The organism is Halorubrum ejinorense (genome assembly GCF_055389685.1).
The window spans coordinates 839,698-860,417 of record NZ_AP043777.1 but is presented as its reverse complement, the minus strand read 5'-3'; the positions used below and the strand labels follow the sequence as shown (position 1 = coordinate 860,417).

Genomic DNA, 20,720 nt, shown 5'->3' with positions numbered 1-20,720 from the left:
AGTCGGTACAGAGACGGAGGAGCGGCGATGGTAAGTCCGGCGCGAATCGACGCGCTCACCGACCTCGCGTACGGGGCACTGATCATCCTGTCGGTCGTGCTCATCGCGACCCTCCAGGTGACCAACGTCGCGATCGCGTTCGGGATCGGCGTGTTCGCATCCTACGTCGTCCACGTCGTCTGGAAGATGGCCCGGTTCGACCCGGACTGGATGACCCGCGAAGTGGCGGACGAGGTGGGCAAGCAGGTCGAGGAGAGCGTCGGCCAGACCGTCGACAAGGAGGTCGAAAAGACCGTCGGCGAGACCGTTAACAAGGAAGTCGAGAAGACCGTCGGCGAGACCGTCAGCAAGGAGGTCGAAAAGAGCGTTGAGGAGACCGTCGAGGAGACGGTCAGCAAACAGGTCGAAGAGAGCGTCGGCGAGACCGTCAACAAGGAAGTCAGCGAGGTCGCCGACAACGTGAGCGACACCGTCAGCGAAGAGGTGTCGGGTAAAGTCGAAGAGACGGTGGGCGAGACGGTAGAGAAGACCGTCGAGGAGACCGTCGGCGAGAAAGTCGAGGAGACGGTGGAGAAGACCGTCGAAGAGACCGTCGGAGAAAAGGTCGAAGAAACCGTCGGCGAGAAAGTCGAAGAGACGGTGGAGAAGACCGTCGAGGAGACCGTCGGCGAAAAGGTCGAAGAAACCGTCGGCGAGAAAGTCGAAGAGACGGTGGAGAAGACCGTCGAGGAGAGTGTCGGCGAGAAAGTCGAGGAAGCCGCCGAGAAGGCGGCCAAAGCGAGCGGCGACGAGGGAGACGACGACGAAACCGATCGGCGCGACGACTCGTAGGCGGCGCCGACCGGGAGCCAGGTGGATTTTCTCCCGCTTTCGCCGCTGAACCGCGTGTTTTTCCGATAGCTACGCCGTGTTCGGCGACGCCATCGAGCGTCGCCTGCGCGCGCTCGCCGAACTGCTCGCGGGGCAGGCTCGCCGGGTCTGTTCCGAGAGGTCGTAGTGACCGAGACCACGACCGAAAGCGACGAGCGGTCCTCGACCGACCCCGGCGACAGCGGCTCGGGGTCCGGCGGTTCGAGCGGAGCGAGGACCGTGTCTGTCGCGGCCCGCGCTTGGCCGCCCGACACGGTACTCGGAGAGTCTCGAACGGCGGCGATCGGAGGACGGGAACATCGTCAGGACGTTCGCGTCCTCGATCTGCGCAGCGAGTCCCGGAGGCGGGGGAGCCGTCGCTCGGCGGTCGAGCGCGGAATAAAACGATGTCGCGGCGTCGCGCTACTCGTTGCCGAACATCTGGCGCTTGTTAATACAAAACCTCTTAATATCTGGCTTGAGTTAGGCAATATACGATGGATGTCGACGACGCCAGCAACACACAAAATAAGCTCGATCGGCAGTGGACACTGCTTGAGGAGAGCAAAATCGACGGATCCGACCGAAAAGCGATCCACGATTTCGTTCGAATGGAGCGACAGGGGAACCAAGACATGGCCCGCAACACCCTGTACCGGGACCTCAGTAGTCTTCGAAACGCCTCCGACCGAGCTGAAGTACCGCTTGTCGAGATGGACCGATCCGATTACCGCGATCTCATTCGGACCCTCACCAAGCCGAAGGATCAGGGCGGATACGGACTCGAACCCAACGGCAGCGGCATGAGGGGGTACAAGGCGGCTATCAAGGTCTTCTTCGAGTGGTTGGACGACGAACCGGAATACGGTGAATTCGGCTTCTACGAGGGGATCGATACGCCCTCCCAGAGCATCAGCCGAGTCAACGAAGACCAAATTCTCGAACCCGAGGACATCGAAGCGCTGAAACAGCACACCAAAAACCACCGAGACCCGGCGCTCATCGAGTTCCTGGTCGATAGTTGCGCTCGCGCGTCCCTGGCACTTCAGCTTCGAGTCAAGGACATCCACGACCTCAACACCAAACGCCCCTACTTCACTCCAAATCCGAACGGTTCCGGTCACAAGGGTGCCCCAGACAAGCGGTACCCGATCCTTCAGAGCGCTGCCGAACTCCGCACCTGGCTGAACCAGGGCCACCCTGACTCCCGTGACGAGTCTCCACTCTGGCCGGTCCTCCGAAACTACGATTTCGACAACCCCGAGGAGTGCGCCCTCAGTACGGACGCGTTGCGCAGTATGCTCAAGATCTGCGCCGACCGTGCGGGCATCGAAAAGCCGGTGAACCCCCACAACTTCCGACACACCGGAATCACCCGCTTGTCCCGAGAAGGACTCCAGCCCCAGCAGATCCAACACATCGCCGGCTGGAATGACGACCGGATGCTCCAAGCCTACGACCACACGACCGACCGGCAACGAAACGAAAAGATCCGTGTCGAGACCGGGTACGTCGAGGAAGCGGACGACGATACGGGTCCGTCGAAACCGAAGACCTGTGGTAACTGTCGCGAGACACTCAAACCGACCGCCCAGTTCTGTCCGCGGTGTGGCGCTCCCGCCGACCGGACCACCGAAGACGCCATTGACGAACAGGACGACCGCATCATCGAGTCGGCCGCACAGGCGGACACAGAACTCGCCGGCGCTGTGTTGGAGTTTCGGCAACTCCTCGACGAATCGCCTCGGCTCCGGCGCGAGCTGCTCGACGTGTGAGCAGCTCACTGGTCTTCTCCACCGTCAGTTAGTGCGATAGCTTTCTCGGCGTCTTCTGAGATTGGTAAGTTAGAGTCGGCGAGTTCTGAGAACGTATCGAAGTGGCTCTCGATGAGCTCTTCGACTGATGCCTGTTCGTCGCGCTGTGCTGCTGGGTCCGCGTTATCGTGGGATTCGGTCATATTGTCCGTTTGGTGCCGGGCGATCCCGGTCGACGTGTACGGACAGGCTCACCGATAGGGGGATTTTCGACGAAAACCCCGAAACACCTTTGTTAGTCGAAAATCGACTTGAGGATAGCCGGTAAGGGTTAGCCGTCACGGTTGACCTGTCCGGTCGTAGTTCGTTTCAGATGTCGGCGGGGATCCTTGGGCGGAGTCCGCTGACATCGCCTGATACAACGCTGAGCGCTGTGTACAGTAGGACCGGGCTGTTTCCGGTCTCGTGCGTGGTTTCTGGCCGACTACCGTACTCGTGGCCGCTGGCCGTGAGTTGAGTCGGGTGTCTTCCACGCTTATCTAGACGAGTGGCCGCCACCGATAAAATTATTCCGGCACACAGAAAACAAGTGATTAGGTGGATTTCGACTTGTATGAGTAACGGTGATCAAAACAAGGGTCGCGAGCTGTTCACGGGTGTCGAAGAAGCCAACGACGACTTCCCCAGCGAATCGCTGTTAGACCCTGTCGACCGTCCACGCGGTATTCTCTCTCCGACCGACAGAGAGTACCTCTGCGGGCTGAAAGACTATAGCCACGACCAGACGGTACTCAACCGTCGTCAAGCGATACGAGAGCGAACTATCGAGGGGATCCGTGACTTCAATCTGCTCTGGCTCCTGCTAGAGCAGACGGAGTGGGAGAAGGTCATGGAGGCATTCGACACCGAGGAACTCAATACTGCCTTCTCGTCAATATTGGCGTTCATGTACATCGGAATCAACCAAGACACCGGTCGAATGGGAGAGATATTGGAGCGTGGTCTCTACCTCGGTGCCAACTACGATATGTCTGGCCGATGGTCAGGGAGAGCAAACACTGTTGATGTAGACATCGACATCGAATACGAGCCTAACGTCGACCAACTCTATAAGAGGATACAGGAGGGCGAAGGAGGTCAGTTGACACCTAGCGAGATTGGTGCGCTAGTCAAGGCGGGAAAGCTCGACCCCGCAGACCTCGAAGAGCTTGAGAACACAGATGAAGAGTTCCCAGGTGTCTACGCTGGAGGTGCGGTTGAGTCTACCCAAGACGAAGATACCGGCTCATAACGTTGAGGTAGGGCCAACCCTTTGGCATGTCCCTGCTGCTGTAGCCTCAGCTACTGAGGGTGTTATAGAACTCTTCTCACACCTCGTTGACTGACCTGTGGATCGCTCAGTACAGAGGAAGTATCGATAGGTGTAGTACGTACAGGACTCAGTTACACCGTCCATTTTACATTTCATCAAACATAGGGGAGTAACCACTACAAGACTGGCGCTCCGATCCGTGGTATGAGCGTCATTCTGGAGTTCTCAATCCCGGCCACAGAGTTTCAGCTCGGTGAAGTCCTATCGGGGTCATCCATGCAGATTGAACTTGAACGGATCGTCCCGACCGGGGATATGATCATGCCCTTCGTGTGGGTGACCGGCGACGACCATGACACATTTGCGGACATGGTACGCTCTCAATCCAACGTCCAAGAACTCCTCCCACTCGATAGAATTGGTGAGAGTGGGTTGTACCGCATCGAGTGGGAAGAGCCTCCGATGGACTTGATCGAAGGGATTGCCCAGGCGGACGGGGTGGTTCTCGAAGCTCGCGGCCTTGAAGACTGGACGTTTCGCTTGCGGTTTCCCGATCACAGCAACCTCTCAACGTTTCACAACTATGTTATTGAGAACGATATTCCTCTGCATATTGACCGGACGTACACGTTAACCGAAGCAACCGGTGTCGGTCGTCGCTTCGACCTTTCACAAGAACAGCGTGAAGCACTCCTTCTCGCCCTCGGGAATGGATACTTCGAGACACCAAGCGAGATAAGTCTCGACGAACTAGCCGACGAATTGGACATCTCTCGCCAAGCGCTCTCGAATCGGATTCGACGCGGCAACCTGAAGATTCTCCGAGAGGTGTTACTCTCGACTGGTGAGAAATACGAGTAACGGTACCGCTTATTAAACCGGTTGACCAGTCAATCAAAGCTCCTTCACAGTAGCAATCAGTACAGTACGACGTGGTTGGGACACATCCAGACAGTCAAGCCTTCACCGCGCTCGCCAATCCATATCGCCGCCAGCTTCTTTTCGCCCTTTACGACGCGAATCCACAAGATGACGATTACCTCGACCCATTAGACCTTCTGGTCGAAGGGGAGACCACTGATGACCGTGCTGCCACTCGCATCGAATTGAGACACGCGCATCTTCCGAAACTTGCCGATATGGGATTCATTGAATGGGAGCGTGAGTCAGGCGGACTCTCTAAAGGGCCGAGTTGGGAAGAGGTCGTCCCACTTCTCCAGTTGATATACGAGCATCGTGATGAACTGCCCGATGAATGGGTGTCGGGGCTACCCATGGAGGCGTGATGGTCTTCCGAATCGTTCACGGTCACGATTCCATCGGGAAAGTGCCGTTCCGACGGTAGATCGTTCAGTACGCAAGCGCGTTCTATCGGCTGATTCGGCTGTATATTCGCGAAATAAATGTCGTGGCAACTCTTCTATGACACCCTATTTGAGAAAATAACGCAGTCCCCGTGCTGACTACATCCTCTGTATCTCGCACGGTGGTCCTGTCAGTTCTTAACGGTTTTATCAGAGTCACAATGCCTGGTTGTGTGATAACCCGGAAGTAAATGGAGAATCGGCGGTCACTCCCAAGACAATATCCCCCGTATCCCGGTCAATTCTAATCAGAAACAGGATACTTCACGACGGAAATTCTGGTAACCAACATGCGACTTGAGGCGGCCGAGGGCGAAGACATCTTCAAACTGTGGATGACCGACGACGACCTCGACCAACTCCGTCGAGCCACCGTCTCATACCGGGACGATGTGATACTCCAGTTGGGCGGATTCGTCGGGTTTCGCGCCTTCGAGATCCCCCAGGTTAAGCTGACGCACGTCCGCTAAACCGACGCCGACCATTACCGTCTCCGGGTGCCCCGAGGGAAGGACACCACAAGCTCGAGCGGGAAGCCCCGAAACGCCTACTTCCCCAAGGATGTCGAGCGGTCTCTCCGGCAGTACCAAAACGCCGAGAACATCGCCCCCGACCAACCCGTCGTCGACGACGCTTTCGAGTCCGCCGGACTTCACGGGTAACGCCCTGAGAGAATTGATCGGGGACCCCGAAAGACGCTTCAACAGAATTGGTCGGGAGTTCCCTTATAACCCTGAACAGCCCCGGAAGATACCGGGGGGAATTCGCTTCCCACATCAAGGGCACGAGCAGGAGTTCTTTTGACTATCCGAATTCGGAAGGTCTGGTCGGAGTGAAACAGTGGAATCGAGCGATATTATGCTCAGCAACCGCCGACCAATGAGGCGGAGAGGGAGAAGTGGGGTGTCACCGGGGTACCGCTGGTATGCGCCCCCTGTCCGAAACGGCCCCGGAGAATTGGCCGGGAGTCCCGGGGGATATCTAGGGAGTCTCCTGTTAAGGATCGGGCGTGGCACGTGTCTCTACAGGATAGGGAGTACCCGTAATATCCGAATTCAGGATTTTTGATGGGACTCAAACGCCGAAATCGACCGATACTTCGGTCAGCTACCACCGGCCATGTTAGGGATAGTAGAACAGCTCTGGTGGGCGGGGTCGGAGGTATCCGGTTCTCGGAGGGCCCCAGAAATCCCCGGGGAGTTGGTCGGGACCCCACGGGGCTACTACCGGGGAACATCTCGGGAAAGACTGGGGATCAGTTGAATCCCCAGATCTATGGAGAGGGGTAACATCCGTAATACTCGAATTCGACAGTTTTGATGGGACTAAAATGCCGAAATCGGTCCTCTGATTGTTAGCTGTCCCCGTCTTCAGCAGGAGATTGTACAGCGTCTCCGAGGGACCGCACTAGCTGGACCCCGTTCTCGTAGTCGATGGTAACCTGATACCCGTCTTCGTCCTGTTCGGTGACGCCCACAGTCGGGTGGGCAAGCGCTGAAGGGCGGACCGGACTTGTTCGGTTGTCGGGACGTCGTCGGAGTTCCTCGTCCCCACGACGATGTATCGGCTGTCCCCTGCCGTTTCCAGGCCCCATCGGCGCGTTCGAGAGCCCGGACGGGTGCGAGGAAAGTCTCTCCGGAATCAACGTGGTCCTGAATGGATTCATCGGAGAGATCAAGCCTGTCTGGAAAACCCCGGAATGGGTCAGGAGAGCTAGGGTCTCCTCCGAGAGAATAGCGTATCGGTTCGCGGCCAGGAACCTCGACGAAGTTGTCTCCAAAGGTGTCGTCGGAGAGGCCAATCTCGCCACCACGTTGGTAGAGCCGTCGGTGGGTGCTGACGACGTCCAAGGGGGCATAACCCCATCATACATCGTCCGGAACTCGATAGTGCGCTCAATAGCAACAGACGTCGACTCGGTCGTGGCCGTGTGGTACTCTTAGTTGAGGAGGTTCGCCCTGACCTCCAATAGCCGGCGGGCACGGTGAAGTTGGACTAACTCCGCGTCGTCGATTGTAAGCCCTCTTTGATCATTTCGAGGCAGCCTCGAAGGTTTGGCCATCTTCACCAATTGGCCTCGGCTTTACCCACCGACGGGCTTACAGCTTTGTCCGGAGGTAGAGGAATTAGTCGGGACCGACTAATGAGATAGCGTCATCAAATTACAGATAGGGATTGGGCCGTTATATGAGTCGAAATTGTGTCATTATGAGAACAAGTCGACGATTTGCTTCACTAATTCGGACATCGTGCTAACAATATCATTGCCTCTACTAGATTCAGTATTTGATTCGTTATCAGTTGTATCCCCAAGTACGCCATCAGAATTTGTTGATTCAGCGGTTGTTCCACCATCGGGGGATGATGAATCGGATGTCTCGATAGTGGGGTTTGTTTGTCTTTGTAGTACTTTTGATATTTTTGAACTTTGCTGTACACTAAGATCGCTTATAGAGGTGGTATCAAGGTCTCCCGTTCTTTCAAGGTTATACGCAATTAGAACGTAGCCTTGCGAAAGATTGCCTTTGATTTTGTCAGTTGATATTACCTCCCCAGTTACTTTGTAGGTACCAGTTCGCTCTTTGCTGAGCTGATTTTGGGTTATTGAAGAAGCCGCTATCACACCAACTAGATCATCACGAGTATCCGGTTGTCTGTCCCACGCCACACCACCGTGTAGGACTGTATCAATCGGAGGCATTTTGGTTCCTGTCGATTCAATAATACGCTTGCTGCTTATTGTCTTCATATAAAGGCTCGATTCAAACTGGACCGTGTCACCCTCGTAAGCGGAGGGATCCTCTGAAATCTCCGAGATGGATACACTCTGTGGGTTGTATTGACTATTGGTGACGTACAGTACTGGCGTATCGGGGTCTGTCGGGAGGGTATTGTATTTTTGTTGAGATCGAATAAATTCGCCGGCAGGAGATTCGGGCGATGTTACGATGCCAGTCATTGTAACGGCTGTATTCTGCCAATAACGGGCTTTGGTATCAGGTTCTGTCGTGATAATATGGGGTCGAGAAAGATCACCCAGAACCCCGCCAACAGTGTCTCTATTTAATTGGTCTAACATGGCATGTGACTGTCCACCAATAGTTCGGAACAGCTCTTCAGACTCTATCGGATCATCAACCAGTACACCGGTCGTTAATTTGTAATCACTCTGTTCGTCGTCAATAGCAATGCTCCGATGATTGGCGGTGAACTCAACGTAGTCCCTGCGGTAGTCGTCCGTGTTCCGATAAACCCTTCCGACGCTTGCTTTGGATGGCTCTTGGTACTCAACCCCGGTGGCTCGAACTGGTTTAAATTCTAAACTATTTCTTCTATCCAGTGAGATTTCATTAGCATCAAGCTCGGTCCCCTGGATGGAGGCGTATCCCTCCACCGGCTCCTTATCAGTGAGTACAAGATACAGGTTATCCGACGTAGCTAGGACGAACGCATGTGAGACGCGATCTTCACCGAGAGGGAGCGTTTCTCGGAGATCATCTACCTGATCCTGAATGGAACCAGGGGCAACAAATGCTGCCCCTTCGGTAGAGATCTCAGGTCCTAACTTATCGCTCGTACTATCTACCTGATCGCCAATCGATTCATCGCCTCCTGGTGTATCTCCAGTCTTCGTGGAGGAAGGGTCCACGATATTGATGATCTTTGACGGTGTTGTTCGATCAATACTCGAAGATTGCTCAGTTAGAGCTCCTTCTCGTGTCAGTTCGCCTGTGACCTCAAAATAGATTTCCTTGGGACCAGCCTCTTCAAAAGAGTGACTTAGGGAGACATCAACAGTCTCACCATCTTCAACACTAACCTCCTGAGTTCCTAGTTTGCTGTTATTAGCATATGCTGTAAACTTAAGTTGAGCAGACCAGTCAGCCGGAAGGTCAGAAATCGTTGCGTCAGATGCCAATTCAGCTTTTTCATCGATGTCAACCTCAGATGGCGTAGTCACCTCACTAATTTTCAACTCGGAGGTATCGACTTCTTCTTGAGCGGTGACAGGGGCTGTTAGCCCTGCCAACACGACTACTGAGACTAGAATGACAGATATGATTTTGTCTTTTTTTAATAGACTCATGTAGAATGAGAATCGCGTAGAACACATATACCTGGTGACAAAAATATCAGAATTAAGAATATCGTAGCATGAATTGGTGTATGAGTGTGCTGTTCAGAGGGCCGCATCTACACTTCTTATCTGCTAATTAGGTTATTTCATCAGATCGAATATTAATAAATTCGCATATCTCAGTATTTAAATTATCAGACAGTTATCCGGTTGATTAGCTCACTTACTATTTCACTGTGGTAACGGATAGTGTATACAATCCCTGCCAAGAGTGGAATAACAAGTAGTCCTAGTGCGAATATATTCCAAGATGGCATATTAGGAGCCGCAAGATATACAATTATTGGTGCTTGGACCAGGAAATTCCAAAAGACTGGTTTTACATCCAATCTGAGATTGTAATAGTCATCAGCAGTCCCCCAACCTACTGCTAAGACGGTTCCTATGAGACCATTAGCAAAAATGACGCCTCCGAATACTCCGAGTAATCTACCAAGCAATGAAGGTGAAAATAGAGTTACAGGCAACAGTAATATGACCCCAAGGAATCCTAATCCGACCGCATAAGGTATTGAATAGGCGTCTGATTCGGGACTATTATCTATCTTCTGATAGTCTTTCCGCAAAGATTCAAACGAGATCAGATAGATGGCCCGACCTCCAAGAACCATAAGAAGAAAGTAGAACCCGTAGTCGCCACCAATTAAGATAGAACTGGCAGGTAGAAAGATGGCTAAGGTCAATATCAAAAAAACACCTAACCGGAGAGAATACGCGGCATAGCCGCTGTTTTCAGCTGTACGCCCCTGTAGAATCCAATCATACCAAGGCCTATTCTCGCTTTTATATTCATCTTGACTGCTGTTATCGTCTCTTTGATTGCGCCGGCTACGGGTCTGAGAGTATGTGGATTTAGCTTGAGAGATATTTTTTCCATTGTTTACCAACTGTACATCTGTAGCTTCCTTAATTTCTTTAGATGAATATCCCCCGTGTTGATTTACAAATTCATCGTGAGAAATCTGATTGTATTTTTTCCTTTTTTTCGGGTTGTTGAGCACCTCATACGCAGCTTTGATCTGTTGAAATCGTTCTTGCGCATTCGGCAGGTCGCTCACGTCTGGGTGATATTCTTTTACTAGGTCTCGATATGAACGACGTACTGTGTCGTACGAATCGTTTCTTGAGACATCCAGCAAGTCATAATAATCTGAACTCATATTATAATAAGCGATTGCTAGTTACGTTGTACTCAATGAACATACTGGTATCTCCTATGCTGCTAATAAGATGGTTTTGGCGAGATACTCATACTTGATAATTCATAAAATAGCATAGTAGTTATTCGAGTGGGAATTTTTTAGTTCTGATCCGATAATTGGGGAGAAGCCGGACGGATCTAGCTTCTATCAACCCTGGATAGCCTCAAATTGGGGGACAGACCTCATCTTTATGTCCGGTTAGCATGATAACCGGACGCCACGATGAATCTGCGGGATCATCAAGAAGACGAGGCAGGCAAGAAGGTGTGGCTTAGTCAAGCGGAGGTAAAGCAGCTTATCGAGATCGCCAGCGACACCGAGCACCGGGTCGCTTTCGAACTCGGAGCACGTTGCGGCCTGCGCTCCGGAGAGATCACCGATGTCGCTCCGCAGGACGTCGCCAGCACAGATGCGGGCCCGATGCTTCGGGTACCAGACGGGAAAGGCGAAAAATATCGTGAGACGCCCATGCCGGCGAATCTCGCAACCACTATCCAGACTATCGGCGACGTTCGCGACGCACCCTCCGACGAACCAGTCCTATCGATACAGTCAACGCGATCACTGCGTCGGTGGGTCAAAAACGCTCGCGAGCAGCTGGCCGGAGAGACTGTCGATGAGGGCTGGAGGTATCTCTCGACACACGACCTCCGTCGGACGTGGGCAACATCGCTCGCCGAGAAGGAGGTAGACCCGCTTTTGGTGCTTGACTGGGGCGGGTGGGAAGATTTAGAAACATTCCTTGACCACTATAAAGGCACATATAGCCCAGCAGCGCAGCGTCGCGCTCGTGAGAAGGTCGGCTGGCTCTAGAGCCGTGAGATAGCCTTTGGTAATTCCGGGTGAGGTTAGTATGATACTCAATGCTGTAGGTGCTATAGAATAGTACACGTACTTTGTTGGATGACCTGTAGATCACTCAGTACAGTGAACTCAAAACGATATGACGATAGTATCTCTTTGTATATGCTGGAGTTGCTGGATATATCAGTGGTTATTGTTTTAGAGGACGGAGATCCAGATTGGTATGATTCTGGCGGGGTTGGCGATGAAAACTAACCGAAAATATTGTTCTCTGTCATCTTCCTGATGTTCTCCCTTTGTTCTACGATTTGATTTCCCACGTGATCGCCGCCCCCTGTGCCTGTACCGAATGTTGTAGTCCGTCAAATTTTGCGACCCCACACACGTCGATGTCGATATCGAACCAGTACTCAACATCGCGAGCCGTCTTCTCGGCCAACCGCTCCGCAGTGAACCGTTCAGAGAGATTCGCAACCGATTCAGGGTCGTCATCCGATCGCTTGTAGAAGAGCCCGAGCAACCCGCCGTCGCGCTCGAATCCCGACGTGCTAAGCTTCTGTGCGTCGGTCAGCAACGTATTCTCGTGAAACGGACTGAAGACCTGCTTCGGCATGTAGTCCTCCGAGTCCCCGTTTGCTCGCCAGTACCGGAGTAGCTTACACTCAACCGGGATCTCGCCCGGAAGCACAAGATCACAGCTTCCGGACCCGCTCGGATACGGGACCTCCTGTCGGGTGCCCTGGTATCTTGAGCTGTAGCGCTGTAACTCGTCGACGAGCAGTTCCACCTGCCGCGGTTCGTCTTCCGAACCGATTCCGTCTCCATACTGTCCCTCAGTGTTCGCGTCGACGGTCGGGATGATGGTCGCGATGTCTTGTGCTAATCGTGTGAGAGGCTCTTCGCTGCTCATGAGTTCATCTCTCCCGCTATCCTGATGAAATCCCTGCCGCTGGTGCGGCGGAAAGGCGACGTGGAGACCGGCGACGACGAACAGCTAGTCTTTCGCTCAGTACCCGATAAGGAGCGTCTCGAAGGGCAGTTCGATCCGCCCCGACGCATACACCGTGTCGATCACGTCGTTACTCTTCTCATACGCCTTGCTCTCGGTCGTTCGACCGCCGCTGTTGTACCGATACACGTTCGGCACCACGAGTACGAGCGTGTCCACCTGGACCATCACCGCAGCCTGAATCAGGTCGCGATACAGTGCGTTCCCCAGTACGGCTCGCGACGCCTCCACCTCCAGTCCGTAGCGCTTCCCTTCGTGGTACCCGTCGACCTCGTACTGGAGGTCCGGCTCGCCGTTCTCGCCGAAAAGGACCGGGCGGTGGATCTTCTCCTCCTTCTTCTTGCCTTCCTCAATGTCGAAGCCGATCGCCACCAAGTCGTCGCGAACGACATCGAGTACGTCGTCACTTTTGAGCCCATTGTCGCCGTCGACGGTCGAGATCGCGTCCTCGTTTGCTCGGAAGGCAGCGGCGACCTCGTCGACGAACTCCGGTGGAGCGCGCGTTCGTGGGTAGTAGCAGTAGCAGATGTCCGACATAGATCGCCTCTCGACGCCCGACGGTAAGAATCCGCATGACGATTCGGTCATCGAGCACTTATTGAAATCCTATATAACTGACCTATTGGAAACCGAGCCTCACAGAGCCTACTTCTCAACCGCCTTCTCAACGAGATCGATCTCCTCGTCGGCCAGCCCGTACCACTCATATACAATCTCGTCGATAAGCTCGTCCGTCTGTTTGATCTTCGCGTCGAGCTCCTCGGCGGGCTATTTCGTCTCCAGGTAATTCTCCAAGTCGTCGGCCACGTCGTCGCCGTCTCTGGAATATTCAGGACGCTGTCCGTCTCTTCACGGTTAGTTCTCTTCAAACACCGATTTAACGTGCTTCGGTAGGTTCTCGGCGGCAAAAGCAGGGACAAACTCCTCAGCGAGGTGTTCACGTTCGTCTGATGCCCCTGACGAAAAACTCCCTTCAATCACATTTCGACGGCTCGCAACCTTTCTGACGACATCAGATATGTCGACCTTTGGGTTGTGTCTTCTTTCCTCGCCCGTATGGATATCTTTCATCCAGAGTGTCCAGCGGAATCCGTCTGTCCCAATCCCTACTAAGTACCGCTGGTCGAGATCGCGAAGGAATTTACAGAAGGCATCTTCTTCGAGGTAATCCTGAATGTCGTCACTCGCGCGGGTTTTCGCACCCGTCATTCGCTCCCGGTTCACCGCTTTCGCTTCAACGATACACACGATGGCTGGATCGATATTCTTCAGGAGATAGTCGGGTTGTTTCGGCTCGACCTTTCGATACGTTATCGGCTGGCGGATAAAATGCGGTCCAGATCCGTCGTATTCTGCCGAGGCAGAACTCAAGTATCCAAGCCCGTGGAGAACCGGTCCGATGAGATACTGCTCTGTGAAGACCTCCGGAGCCTGTTCAACGCGTGCTCCTGAGAATTTCTTCGGACTGCGAAAGAGTTCACTAAGCTGTCCGCCCTCACCGAGTTCTCGGAATTTCTGTGGAAACACCTCCAACTGTCTTCTGACCTTTCCTGCGATTTTGTCGTCTTTCGTCAGCGAATCGAGTGACCGATACTCGCTCACTCCCCGACCGCCTCCTCAACGATCTCGATCTCCTCGTCGGTCAGCCCGTACAGCTCATACACGATCTCGTCGATGAGCTTATCCGTCTGCTCGATCTTCGCGTCGAGCTCCTCGGCGCGCTCCTTCGTCTCCAGGTAGTTCTCCAAGTTGTCGGCCACGTCGTCGACGTCGGGCAGTTCGATCGCCTTCAGCCGGTCGATCAGCGAGTTCGTCTTCGTCGCCGTCTCGCGGAAGTTCGCGAAGCCGCCCGCCTCGTCGACGGCGACCGGAACGAAGTGCTCAATCAAGTCCGCCTCGCGTTCCGTGAGGTCCGTGATCCGGAACGCCGGCAGGTACTCCGTCTCCGTGTAGCCCCACTGGTCGGTCTCGTGTGCGTCCTCGTCGTCGGGCTTGTAGCGAGCAGTGGCTTCAATTGTAACCGTTGGGCCGTTCTGCTCAACGCGCACACTTCCAGTACGGAGGTTTTCATAGTCAGTGGCGTCCGACTCAAGAATGTTCTTCTCTGTGGGTTGTAGCAGTCCAATCTCTGAGAGTCGTTTCTCGCCGGAATCACCCCCGACATAATCAATCAAATTGAGATTAAGTGATTTGTACGTCAACTTCTTTTCCTGTAACTCATTGGTCAATTTTGAGAGTGTGTCGAGATAAGATGACTCTCCAAAGTTGTGGTCAGAATTATTAATCGTAGCACTCTGCGATAGCGTGTTGAGTGTTGGTAGTGGCAGTTTCCGCAGATCTTGGGGATAGATGCTTGTGTAACTACCCTGTAGTGTGTCTGTTGCTAGGAACTTACTGAAATAATAGCTCAAAACATTTGAATTGATTATTGCCGTCAAACACGCGGTATTAAAATCACTTGCGCGTGGATGAATATCGAATTCCTTTGGATTTTGTTTCTTTCTGATTTCTGGGGACCAATTAACCAGATTCGTCACGTTGTCGTTATTATAGTATCCCGTTTTATCGTAACACGCACTAATACGATTGCCAGAGCTACTGATCCGTGGGACAACGATTTTATCAGATTCAAATAACTCCCTAAATTTTGGCCTGTGGAAGTGATTTTTCTTTGATACGTAATCAATGTATTCCCCTTCCCAGTTGATGCTGTATCTCTCTATGTTGCTACCTTGGATGTATTTTTTAAATCCATCCCCATCTTCCATGTGAATAACGTCATCTTTCTTAAATTCCAACTCGCTTTCTGACGCGCTGTGTGCTACGACGCCGACGTTAACACAACAGACCCTGCCTAGTAGGGTGGAGCTTGATTCCAACTTGTTTTTGATTTCCATGTCTGTACCTGCTAAAGATGGTCTTATGGAATAATTCGAATATTCCAGAAACATAGACTGATCGACATCCAATTCAGGACTGAACGAGGTCCCATCGTACTCAATAATCTGAGTTTTTCTATTTGTGTTGGCACCCGGAGAAGAGATGTAGATTAGACACTGCCGATCCACTTCTTGGAAGATAGAGCGCTCTCCAAAGTGGATGAGTTGACGGATATCCGTCTCTTCAATGAGATATTTACGGATATTCCGCGCGTACTTTTCTGTACCGAGCGAAGACGGTGTGATAAAAGCATGTTGGCCGTTATTCTTTTGAGTCAACTGAAGTGATTTATAACAGAATAGGACATACATATCCCAGTGACCCACTGCCACTTCCGGATAGATTGACTCCAAGCGTTCGGGAAGATCTTTGTTTGCTTCTGTTAACTCCCAGTTTGATACCCACGGTGGATTCCCGACAACGACATCAAATCCAGAACCATCCAATTTCTCCCCGTCTCCGTTGAAGAACACCTCGGGGAACTCTAGTTCCCAGTGGAAGAAGTCCTGCTGGTCGGCTGTCGCCTGTGCCGCGATAAACCAATCCTTCTCGCGGATCTCCGCCCAGTCGTCCGCATCTTCGATCGCTCCCGCCATCTGCTCATAGGCGTCCTCGGGCACGTCACAGCCGAACTCCTCGGCGGTGTGGACGTTCGCCAACTCGAAGAGGCGCGTGTACAGCGGATCGTCGCGGATCTCGTCGTACAGCTCCTCCATCGATTTCACGCTCTCCAGCGAGTCGTTGTCGTACGCCAGTAGGTCCGCCATCAGGTCCATCACGTGTCCGAGGGTGTCCTGCCGAACGCGTGCGAAGGCCTGTGTGAGCGTCAACTGGCCGCCGTTCTCCTCGCTGTCGTCGGAGAGGACCTCCGTAATGTCGCTCCCGACGAGCGAGTTCCCGTCCTTCAGGTGGTGGTCGAGGAACGCGAGCGGCTGGTCCGCCGCGAGCGTCTCCAACCACATCGAGAGCTTCGCGAGTTCGACCGCCATCCCGTTCAGGTCGACGCCGTAGATGACCTCCTTCGAGATCGTCCGGCGGAACTCCTGCTCGTCGTACGACTGAATCTCCTGCTCGCGAACGACGCTCATCACGTGCTCGGTTAGGTAGCCCGTCGCCTTCGTCAGGAAGTGCCCGGACCCCATCGCGGGATCAAGAACCGTCAGGTCCGTCACGCGGTCGTAGAACCGCCGGAAGTACTCCCCGTCGCTCTGGGAGAGTCCGTCCGCTTCGAGGTCCGCGTGAATCTCGTCGATCAGTGGGTCGATCGTCTCCTCGACGATGTAGGTGACCACGTAGTCCGGCGTGTAGTACGCCCCCGTGGCCTTGCGCTCGCCCTCGTCGTTCACGACGTACAGCCCGCCCTCGTCGACGACCTCGACCGCGTCCGCGACCGAGACCTCGTCGCCCGGCTTCCACACCTGTCCGCCGTCCTCCGCGACCGCGGCCATGCCCGCCTCCGGCGCGATCCGGAACTCGTGTTCGAGCAGGCCCTCGTAGATCGAGCCGAGGTGCCGCGTGTCGAGGTCGGCGTAGTCCGCCGGGACGTACTCGCCCTCGTCGTTTTGCGTGGTCGACAGCCGGAAGATGACCTCCGCGATCGCCGGGTCCGAGACCGAGTTTTCCGAGAGGAACTCGTGGTCGTCGTGGTCGAACAGCCCGCCGTTGTACGGCGGGATATCGAGCTCCTCCTCGCCCTCGTCGATCAGTTCGAACAGCCGCGAGAGCCGGTTCCAGATCGTCGTGGAGAACGTACTGTACTCCTCGCGGAACGCCGCCCCAGACTCGACGTCGCCGCCCTCGACCGTCTCCATGATGTCGCTTCGCACCTCTTCGAGGCTGAAGTTCTCGTGGTACTCCGCGTTCGCATCCGGCTTTTCCGGGTCTATCAGTCCACGCGACTCCGCGTAGAGGACGAACATCAGCCGGTACAGCAGCACGAGCGACTGCTCTTTCAGTTCGTCGGCGCTGAGACCGTCCTCGTCTTCTAGGTCGATCTCGATATCGTTGTTCTCGACGAACCCCTTCCCGAGGACTCGCAGCGCGGTGAACACGTTGTCTTGGAGGTCCTCGCCGAGTTCCTGTGCGGCGGTCTCGGACTCTGACCAGACGGTTTCGAGGAACGAGCTACCCGCGACCTCGACGAACGCCTTGGGCCGGAAGAAACAGTAGAAGTACTTGAACTGCTGGAGGTCCCCGGATTCGAGTAGCTCCGGGAGGTCGACCTCGTAGTACGTTTGTGTCTCGTAGTCTTTCGTCCCGTAGAGTCGCCACTTCTTCCCGTCCGTGAGGAGCCCCCACTTGAGGTCGGGCGGCGTCCGTTCGAGGTAGTACTTAACCTGGTGTGAGGCGTCACGATAGGGTCGTTCGTCGCTGAACCGCTTCTCGAAGTCGTGGCCCCACTGTTTGGCTTCGAGCAGCGCGGAGGCCCCCGCGAACATCCCCTCTCGGTCGTCGTTCTCCTTCCGGTCGACAGCCGCGTATCGGTCGTCTCTCGACTCGTAGAGCAGCCGGTCGACGTACCCGCCGCCGCCGGGAAGCGTCCCCTCGGAGATCGTGTCGAACCCGAGGATATCGAGGACCTCACCAATCCACTGGTCGATCAGTTCGTCCTCGCCATGCGAGGCGACGTACTCTCCCTCTAGTTCCCAGAGTTCGCGGAGGGCTTCGAAGGCCGCTTCGGCCTCGTCGTCGGATTCCCAGTCGTCGAGGTCAGCAACACGCTCGTCGAGATAGTAGCCAGAGAAGAGGTTGGAGTTCCGATAGGGACCACTTCCAATCGTCGCTTGGCTCATGTGATATCAGATTCACACGTCAGCGCGAGTAAATAGATGACGGAGCTGCTATTAAGTCAGAATATTCACAAAAGGTTTCGAACAAGCGTTGGTAGCGGTATCAATGTAAAATTTCAAATCAAGGCGCGCCGAGTCAGGCGCGCCGACCCCCTGCGTTTCTGCTGGAATCTGCCGAGCGAAGCGAGGCAGTGGTTTACTCTAGTGGCTCCTTAGCCACACACGTAACTGAGAGTTGGGCACCCCACCTCGAAGTTACGCCGGTAGGGGAAACGGTGCGGACGCTCAGGGATCGCATCATCAGCGAACCACTCGCGAATACCCCGCGAAAAGTAGCAAAATAATCCTCTAAATACCCGGATCGATAGTGATGCCTCTCAGGAGGCCCCGCGCTATCCGGGAGTTCCTAACGCATCGGCAAAGTACCGAGGCTCGTATACACTCCCGTCGACGAGAGTGATCTTCGGCGCGAACTCGAACGCGAACTGCCGAAGCTTCTCGTCCGTTACCTTCGACCACTGACTCGCCCCACTACGGAGGAGCCGTCGTGCCTCACTGAGGGTCTCAGGCTGGAATCCGATGTCGAGCTCGTCGGGATCCACGCCTTCCGTGCGGCTAATCTCTCCGCCGTATCTGTCGAGCCAGCGACTCCACGGGTCGTCGTCACCGGCGTGAGCCTCCGCTCTAGTAAGTCCGTCGAGCGCGTTCTCAAGCCCAGACTTGATACTGTTCGACACCGCATCGATATAGCCCGTCAATTCTTGGGCGATGTACTTCGACCCAATTTGAACCTCTCCGTAGGTATGATCCACGAGCGGCGAGAGCCGCTTGAGAGCGCGATAGACGGTGTCGAGATGAACACCGATGGAACGGGCCAACTCTTTCGGCGACGTCTCTCCGCCGTCCGTGAGCAGCGTCTCGACCAGCTCCGTGTCCGTCTCGTTCATCTGCGCCGCTGACGCGAAGATCTGATCATCTTGTTTGGTCTCGATTCGCGGTAGACGGTCGGGAAGGATCTTCCGCCACCGACGAGATCCGGTCACCTCGAAGTAGTCGTCGTCGACGAACATCTGGCCGTCCGGACGAGTAGGAATGTTCGACCAGTTGAGAACGTTCAATAGCGCCTCGTCGAGTTCGGTGACAAGCGTGTCGAGGTCACTCCAGTACAGCGTGTCGTCGTGGATCGAGTTCTGGAAGGAGACGCCAATCTTCGGGTTTTCGAGCGCTGTCCCCTCGACGGCGTCGGGGTTTCGCATGTGGTAGTGTTTGAACTCCTTCGCTAGCTCGTGGCTGCCGACTAACTCGCCGGCACGACGAGAGTCGATAGTCGCGGTATGATAGTGACCAGGACACTCCCGGTCGTCACGGACCGACTTCGTGTAGCCTTCGCGGTCGCCGGCCAGCAACAGTGAGACCTCGTGAAGCGTCCCATCGTACGCGATGACCTCACCGGTCTCCCCTTTGAGCACTCTGACGTATAGCTCCGCGTCGACGATATTCGACGATCTATGGAGCCGATCCTCATCGAAATCGGCCGGATAGATGGGCGTCGGACTGTTGAATCGGAACCCCTGACGCGTCGCGAGCGCATCGAGCGACTGCCGGAGCACCGACGGGTACTGTTCGAAGTCCCAGTATGAGCCCTCAACCTCTACGTCGTACCCCTCCAAGTCGTAGGGGTTGGACATCGCCCTGTTCCCCTCCTTTGTCTCTATGTCTGGCCACCGGGGAGAGATTCGGAAGTACGCGCGCTTCCGAGCTTCTGACTTGGCAGCACCCCACGAGTCGTACCCTTTCGGATAGACATACACGAGGTACTCCCGGACCTCATCGAGTTGGAAATTCTCGGCAGCGCGTGGGGCTAGCCCGGAGGATTTGAAACCGAACTCAACGTTCCACTCGGTCCCGTCGATTTCGGCCGTCGTCCTGAGTCGCCCGTGTTGCTCGAAGTCGTGCTCTCCCTGGAGGGAGCGCAGGCCGAAGTACGATCGGAGCGGATTAGCGAGGTCCTCACAGTTCCATTTGAGATAGGCGTGGAACTCGTGAGGCTGCGGATCGATGAACGTACGGGCGAAGTGTTCGTCGTCAGAATTGGCCGCCTCGGTGGCCTCGTCAGTGTCGGTCGCATCCGACTCACTCTGTTCTTCGAGACGCTTCTCGGCTTGCTGGTACGCCTGACACGTCTTGAGATGGTGGGTCGGGTCGTCGTCCCAGGTATGCGTCTCGCGGCAGTACCGACACTGTGAGACTGCTTCAGCGTCGCACCTGCCCTCATGCCTCACCGCGATACGGTGTTGTTTGAATTTACACCGACAGAACCGACATCTAGCGATGTATCGAGGGTCAACGGTTCTTTGCCGTGGCTCCGTGGATGCGGTTGAGTTGGCTGTCGTATCCGCACCTGCCCGGAGTGCGTCTGCTTCCGTCTGCTCGACCGATGTTTCGATAGAGTCCGTCTGGTCGTCAGTAACCGCCTCGGCCTCGTCGAGCTGCCCGAAGAAGTCGTCTGGGTCGGTCACTGCGACCACCCCCAGATGGGAGCCAACTGAGGATGGAGCG

16 protein-coding genes and 1 pseudogene are annotated in these 20,720 nt (G+C 54.7%); 8 read left to right on the top strand and 9 right to left on the bottom strand.

All coding sequences use genetic code 11. From position 1 onward, the window contains the following. Positions 1-27 precede the first annotated feature (27 nt). Positions 28-831, top strand: a complete 804-nt coding sequence (locus tag ACZ5KW_RS05315; protein ID WP_343775678.1) for a DUF485 domain-containing protein — start codon at positions 28-30, stop codon at positions 829-831. Positions 832-1,346: 515 nt separating this feature from the next. Then, a complete protein-coding gene (locus tag ACZ5KW_RS05310; RefSeq protein ID WP_343775681.1) occupies positions 1,347-2,624 on the top strand; it encodes a site-specific integrase in 1,278 nt (425 codons plus the stop codon). Positions 2,625-2,629: 5 nt separating this feature from the next. Here the strand turns inward: ACZ5KW_RS05310 and ACZ5KW_RS05305 are convergent, their stop codons facing one another. Beyond that, on the bottom strand, positions 2,630-2,806 hold the full coding sequence (locus ACZ5KW_RS05305; RefSeq protein ID WP_343775683.1) for a hypothetical protein: 177 nt from the start codon (positions 2,804-2,806) through the stop codon (positions 2,630-2,632). Between the two features lie 410 nt (positions 2,807-3,216). On the opposite strand from ACZ5KW_RS05305, the gene ACZ5KW_RS05300 reads away from it, so the two are divergent. The 5 genes from ACZ5KW_RS05300 (at position 3,217) to ACZ5KW_RS05280 (ending at position 7,222) form a co-directional block, all read left to right on the top strand. Further along, positions 3,217-3,894, top strand: coding sequence for a hypothetical protein (locus ACZ5KW_RS05300; RefSeq protein ID WP_343775685.1), 678 nt, complete (start codon positions 3,217-3,219; stop codon positions 3,892-3,894). A 225-nt stretch (positions 3,895-4,119) separates the two neighbouring features. After that, the gene (locus ACZ5KW_RS05295; protein WP_343775687.1) at positions 4,120-4,776 is read left to right on the top strand and encodes a helix-turn-helix domain-containing protein; all 657 of its coding nucleotides are present in this window, start codon (positions 4,120-4,122) and stop codon (positions 4,774-4,776) included. A gap of 71 nt (positions 4,777-4,847) precedes the next feature. After that, on the top strand, positions 4,848-5,201 hold the full coding sequence (locus ACZ5KW_RS05290) for a DUF7344 domain-containing protein (protein WP_343775689.1): 354 nt from the start codon (positions 4,848-4,850) through the stop codon (positions 5,199-5,201). 368 nt (positions 5,202-5,569) lie between these two features. After that, positions 5,570-5,749: a hypothetical protein gene (locus ACZ5KW_RS05285; RefSeq protein ID WP_343775692.1), complete on the top strand. Its 180-nt coding sequence runs from the start codon at positions 5,570-5,572 to the stop codon at positions 5,747-5,749. Positions 5,750-6,925: 1,176 nt separating this feature from the next. After that, positions 6,926-7,222 carry a hypothetical protein gene (locus ACZ5KW_RS05280; RefSeq protein WP_343775695.1) on the top strand — a complete coding sequence of 99 codons (297 nt, stop codon included), beginning with the start codon at positions 6,926-6,928 and terminating at the stop codon, positions 7,220-7,222. A gap of 263 nt (positions 7,223-7,485) precedes the next feature. Here the strand turns inward: ACZ5KW_RS05280 and ACZ5KW_RS05275 are convergent, their stop codons facing one another. After that, complete coding sequence (locus ACZ5KW_RS05275) at positions 7,486-9,366, bottom strand: hypothetical protein (RefSeq protein ID WP_343775698.1); 1,881 nt, start codon at positions 9,364-9,366, stop codon at positions 7,486-7,488. A 185-nt stretch (positions 9,367-9,551) separates the two neighbouring features. Further along, positions 9,552-10,577, bottom strand: coding sequence for a DnaJ domain-containing protein (locus ACZ5KW_RS05270; protein ID WP_343775701.1), 1,026 nt, complete (start codon positions 10,575-10,577; stop codon positions 9,552-9,554). Positions 10,578-10,841: 264 nt separating this feature from the next. On the opposite strand from ACZ5KW_RS05270, the gene ACZ5KW_RS05265 reads away from it, so the two are divergent. Further along, complete coding sequence (locus ACZ5KW_RS05265) at positions 10,842-11,432, top strand: tyrosine-type recombinase/integrase (RefSeq protein WP_343775704.1); 591 nt, start codon at positions 10,842-10,844, stop codon at positions 11,430-11,432. 292 nt (positions 11,433-11,724) lie between these two features. Here the strand turns inward: ACZ5KW_RS05265 and ACZ5KW_RS05260 are convergent, their stop codons facing one another. From ACZ5KW_RS05260 to ACZ5KW_RS05235, 6 genes and pseudogenes are all read right to left on the bottom strand, one after another. Then, complete coding sequence (locus ACZ5KW_RS05260) at positions 11,725-12,333, bottom strand: hypothetical protein (protein ID WP_343775707.1); 609 nt, start codon at positions 12,331-12,333, stop codon at positions 11,725-11,727. 96 nt (positions 12,334-12,429) lie between these two features. Further along, positions 12,430-12,969 (bottom strand): hypothetical protein, encoded by a 540-nt coding sequence (locus ACZ5KW_RS05255; protein WP_343775709.1) that lies wholly within the window; start codon positions 12,967-12,969, stop codon positions 12,430-12,432. A gap of 108 nt (positions 12,970-13,077) precedes the next feature. Further along, a pseudogene (locus tag ACZ5KW_RS05250) lies at positions 13,078-13,245 on the bottom strand (restriction endonuclease); the annotation flags it as partial. Between the two features lie 42 nt (positions 13,246-13,287). Continuing rightward, the gene (locus ACZ5KW_RS05245; RefSeq protein WP_343775711.1) at positions 13,288-14,034 is read right to left on the bottom strand and encodes a hypothetical protein; all 747 of its coding nucleotides are present in this window, start codon (positions 14,032-14,034) and stop codon (positions 13,288-13,290) included. Beyond that, the gene (locus ACZ5KW_RS05240) at positions 14,031-18,164 is read right to left on the bottom strand and encodes an Eco57I restriction-modification methylase domain-containing protein (RefSeq protein WP_343775714.1); all 4,134 of its coding nucleotides are present in this window, start codon (positions 18,162-18,164) and stop codon (positions 14,031-14,033) included. Before ACZ5KW_RS05240 ends, ACZ5KW_RS05245 begins: the two co-directional genes overlap by 4 nt. A gap of 389 nt (positions 18,165-18,553) precedes the next feature. Continuing rightward, positions 18,554-20,680: a DUF7845 domain-containing protein gene (locus tag ACZ5KW_RS05235; protein ID WP_343775717.1), complete on the bottom strand. Its 2,127-nt coding sequence runs from the start codon at positions 20,678-20,680 to the stop codon at positions 18,554-18,556. Between the last annotated feature and the right edge of the window lie 40 nt (positions 20,681-20,720).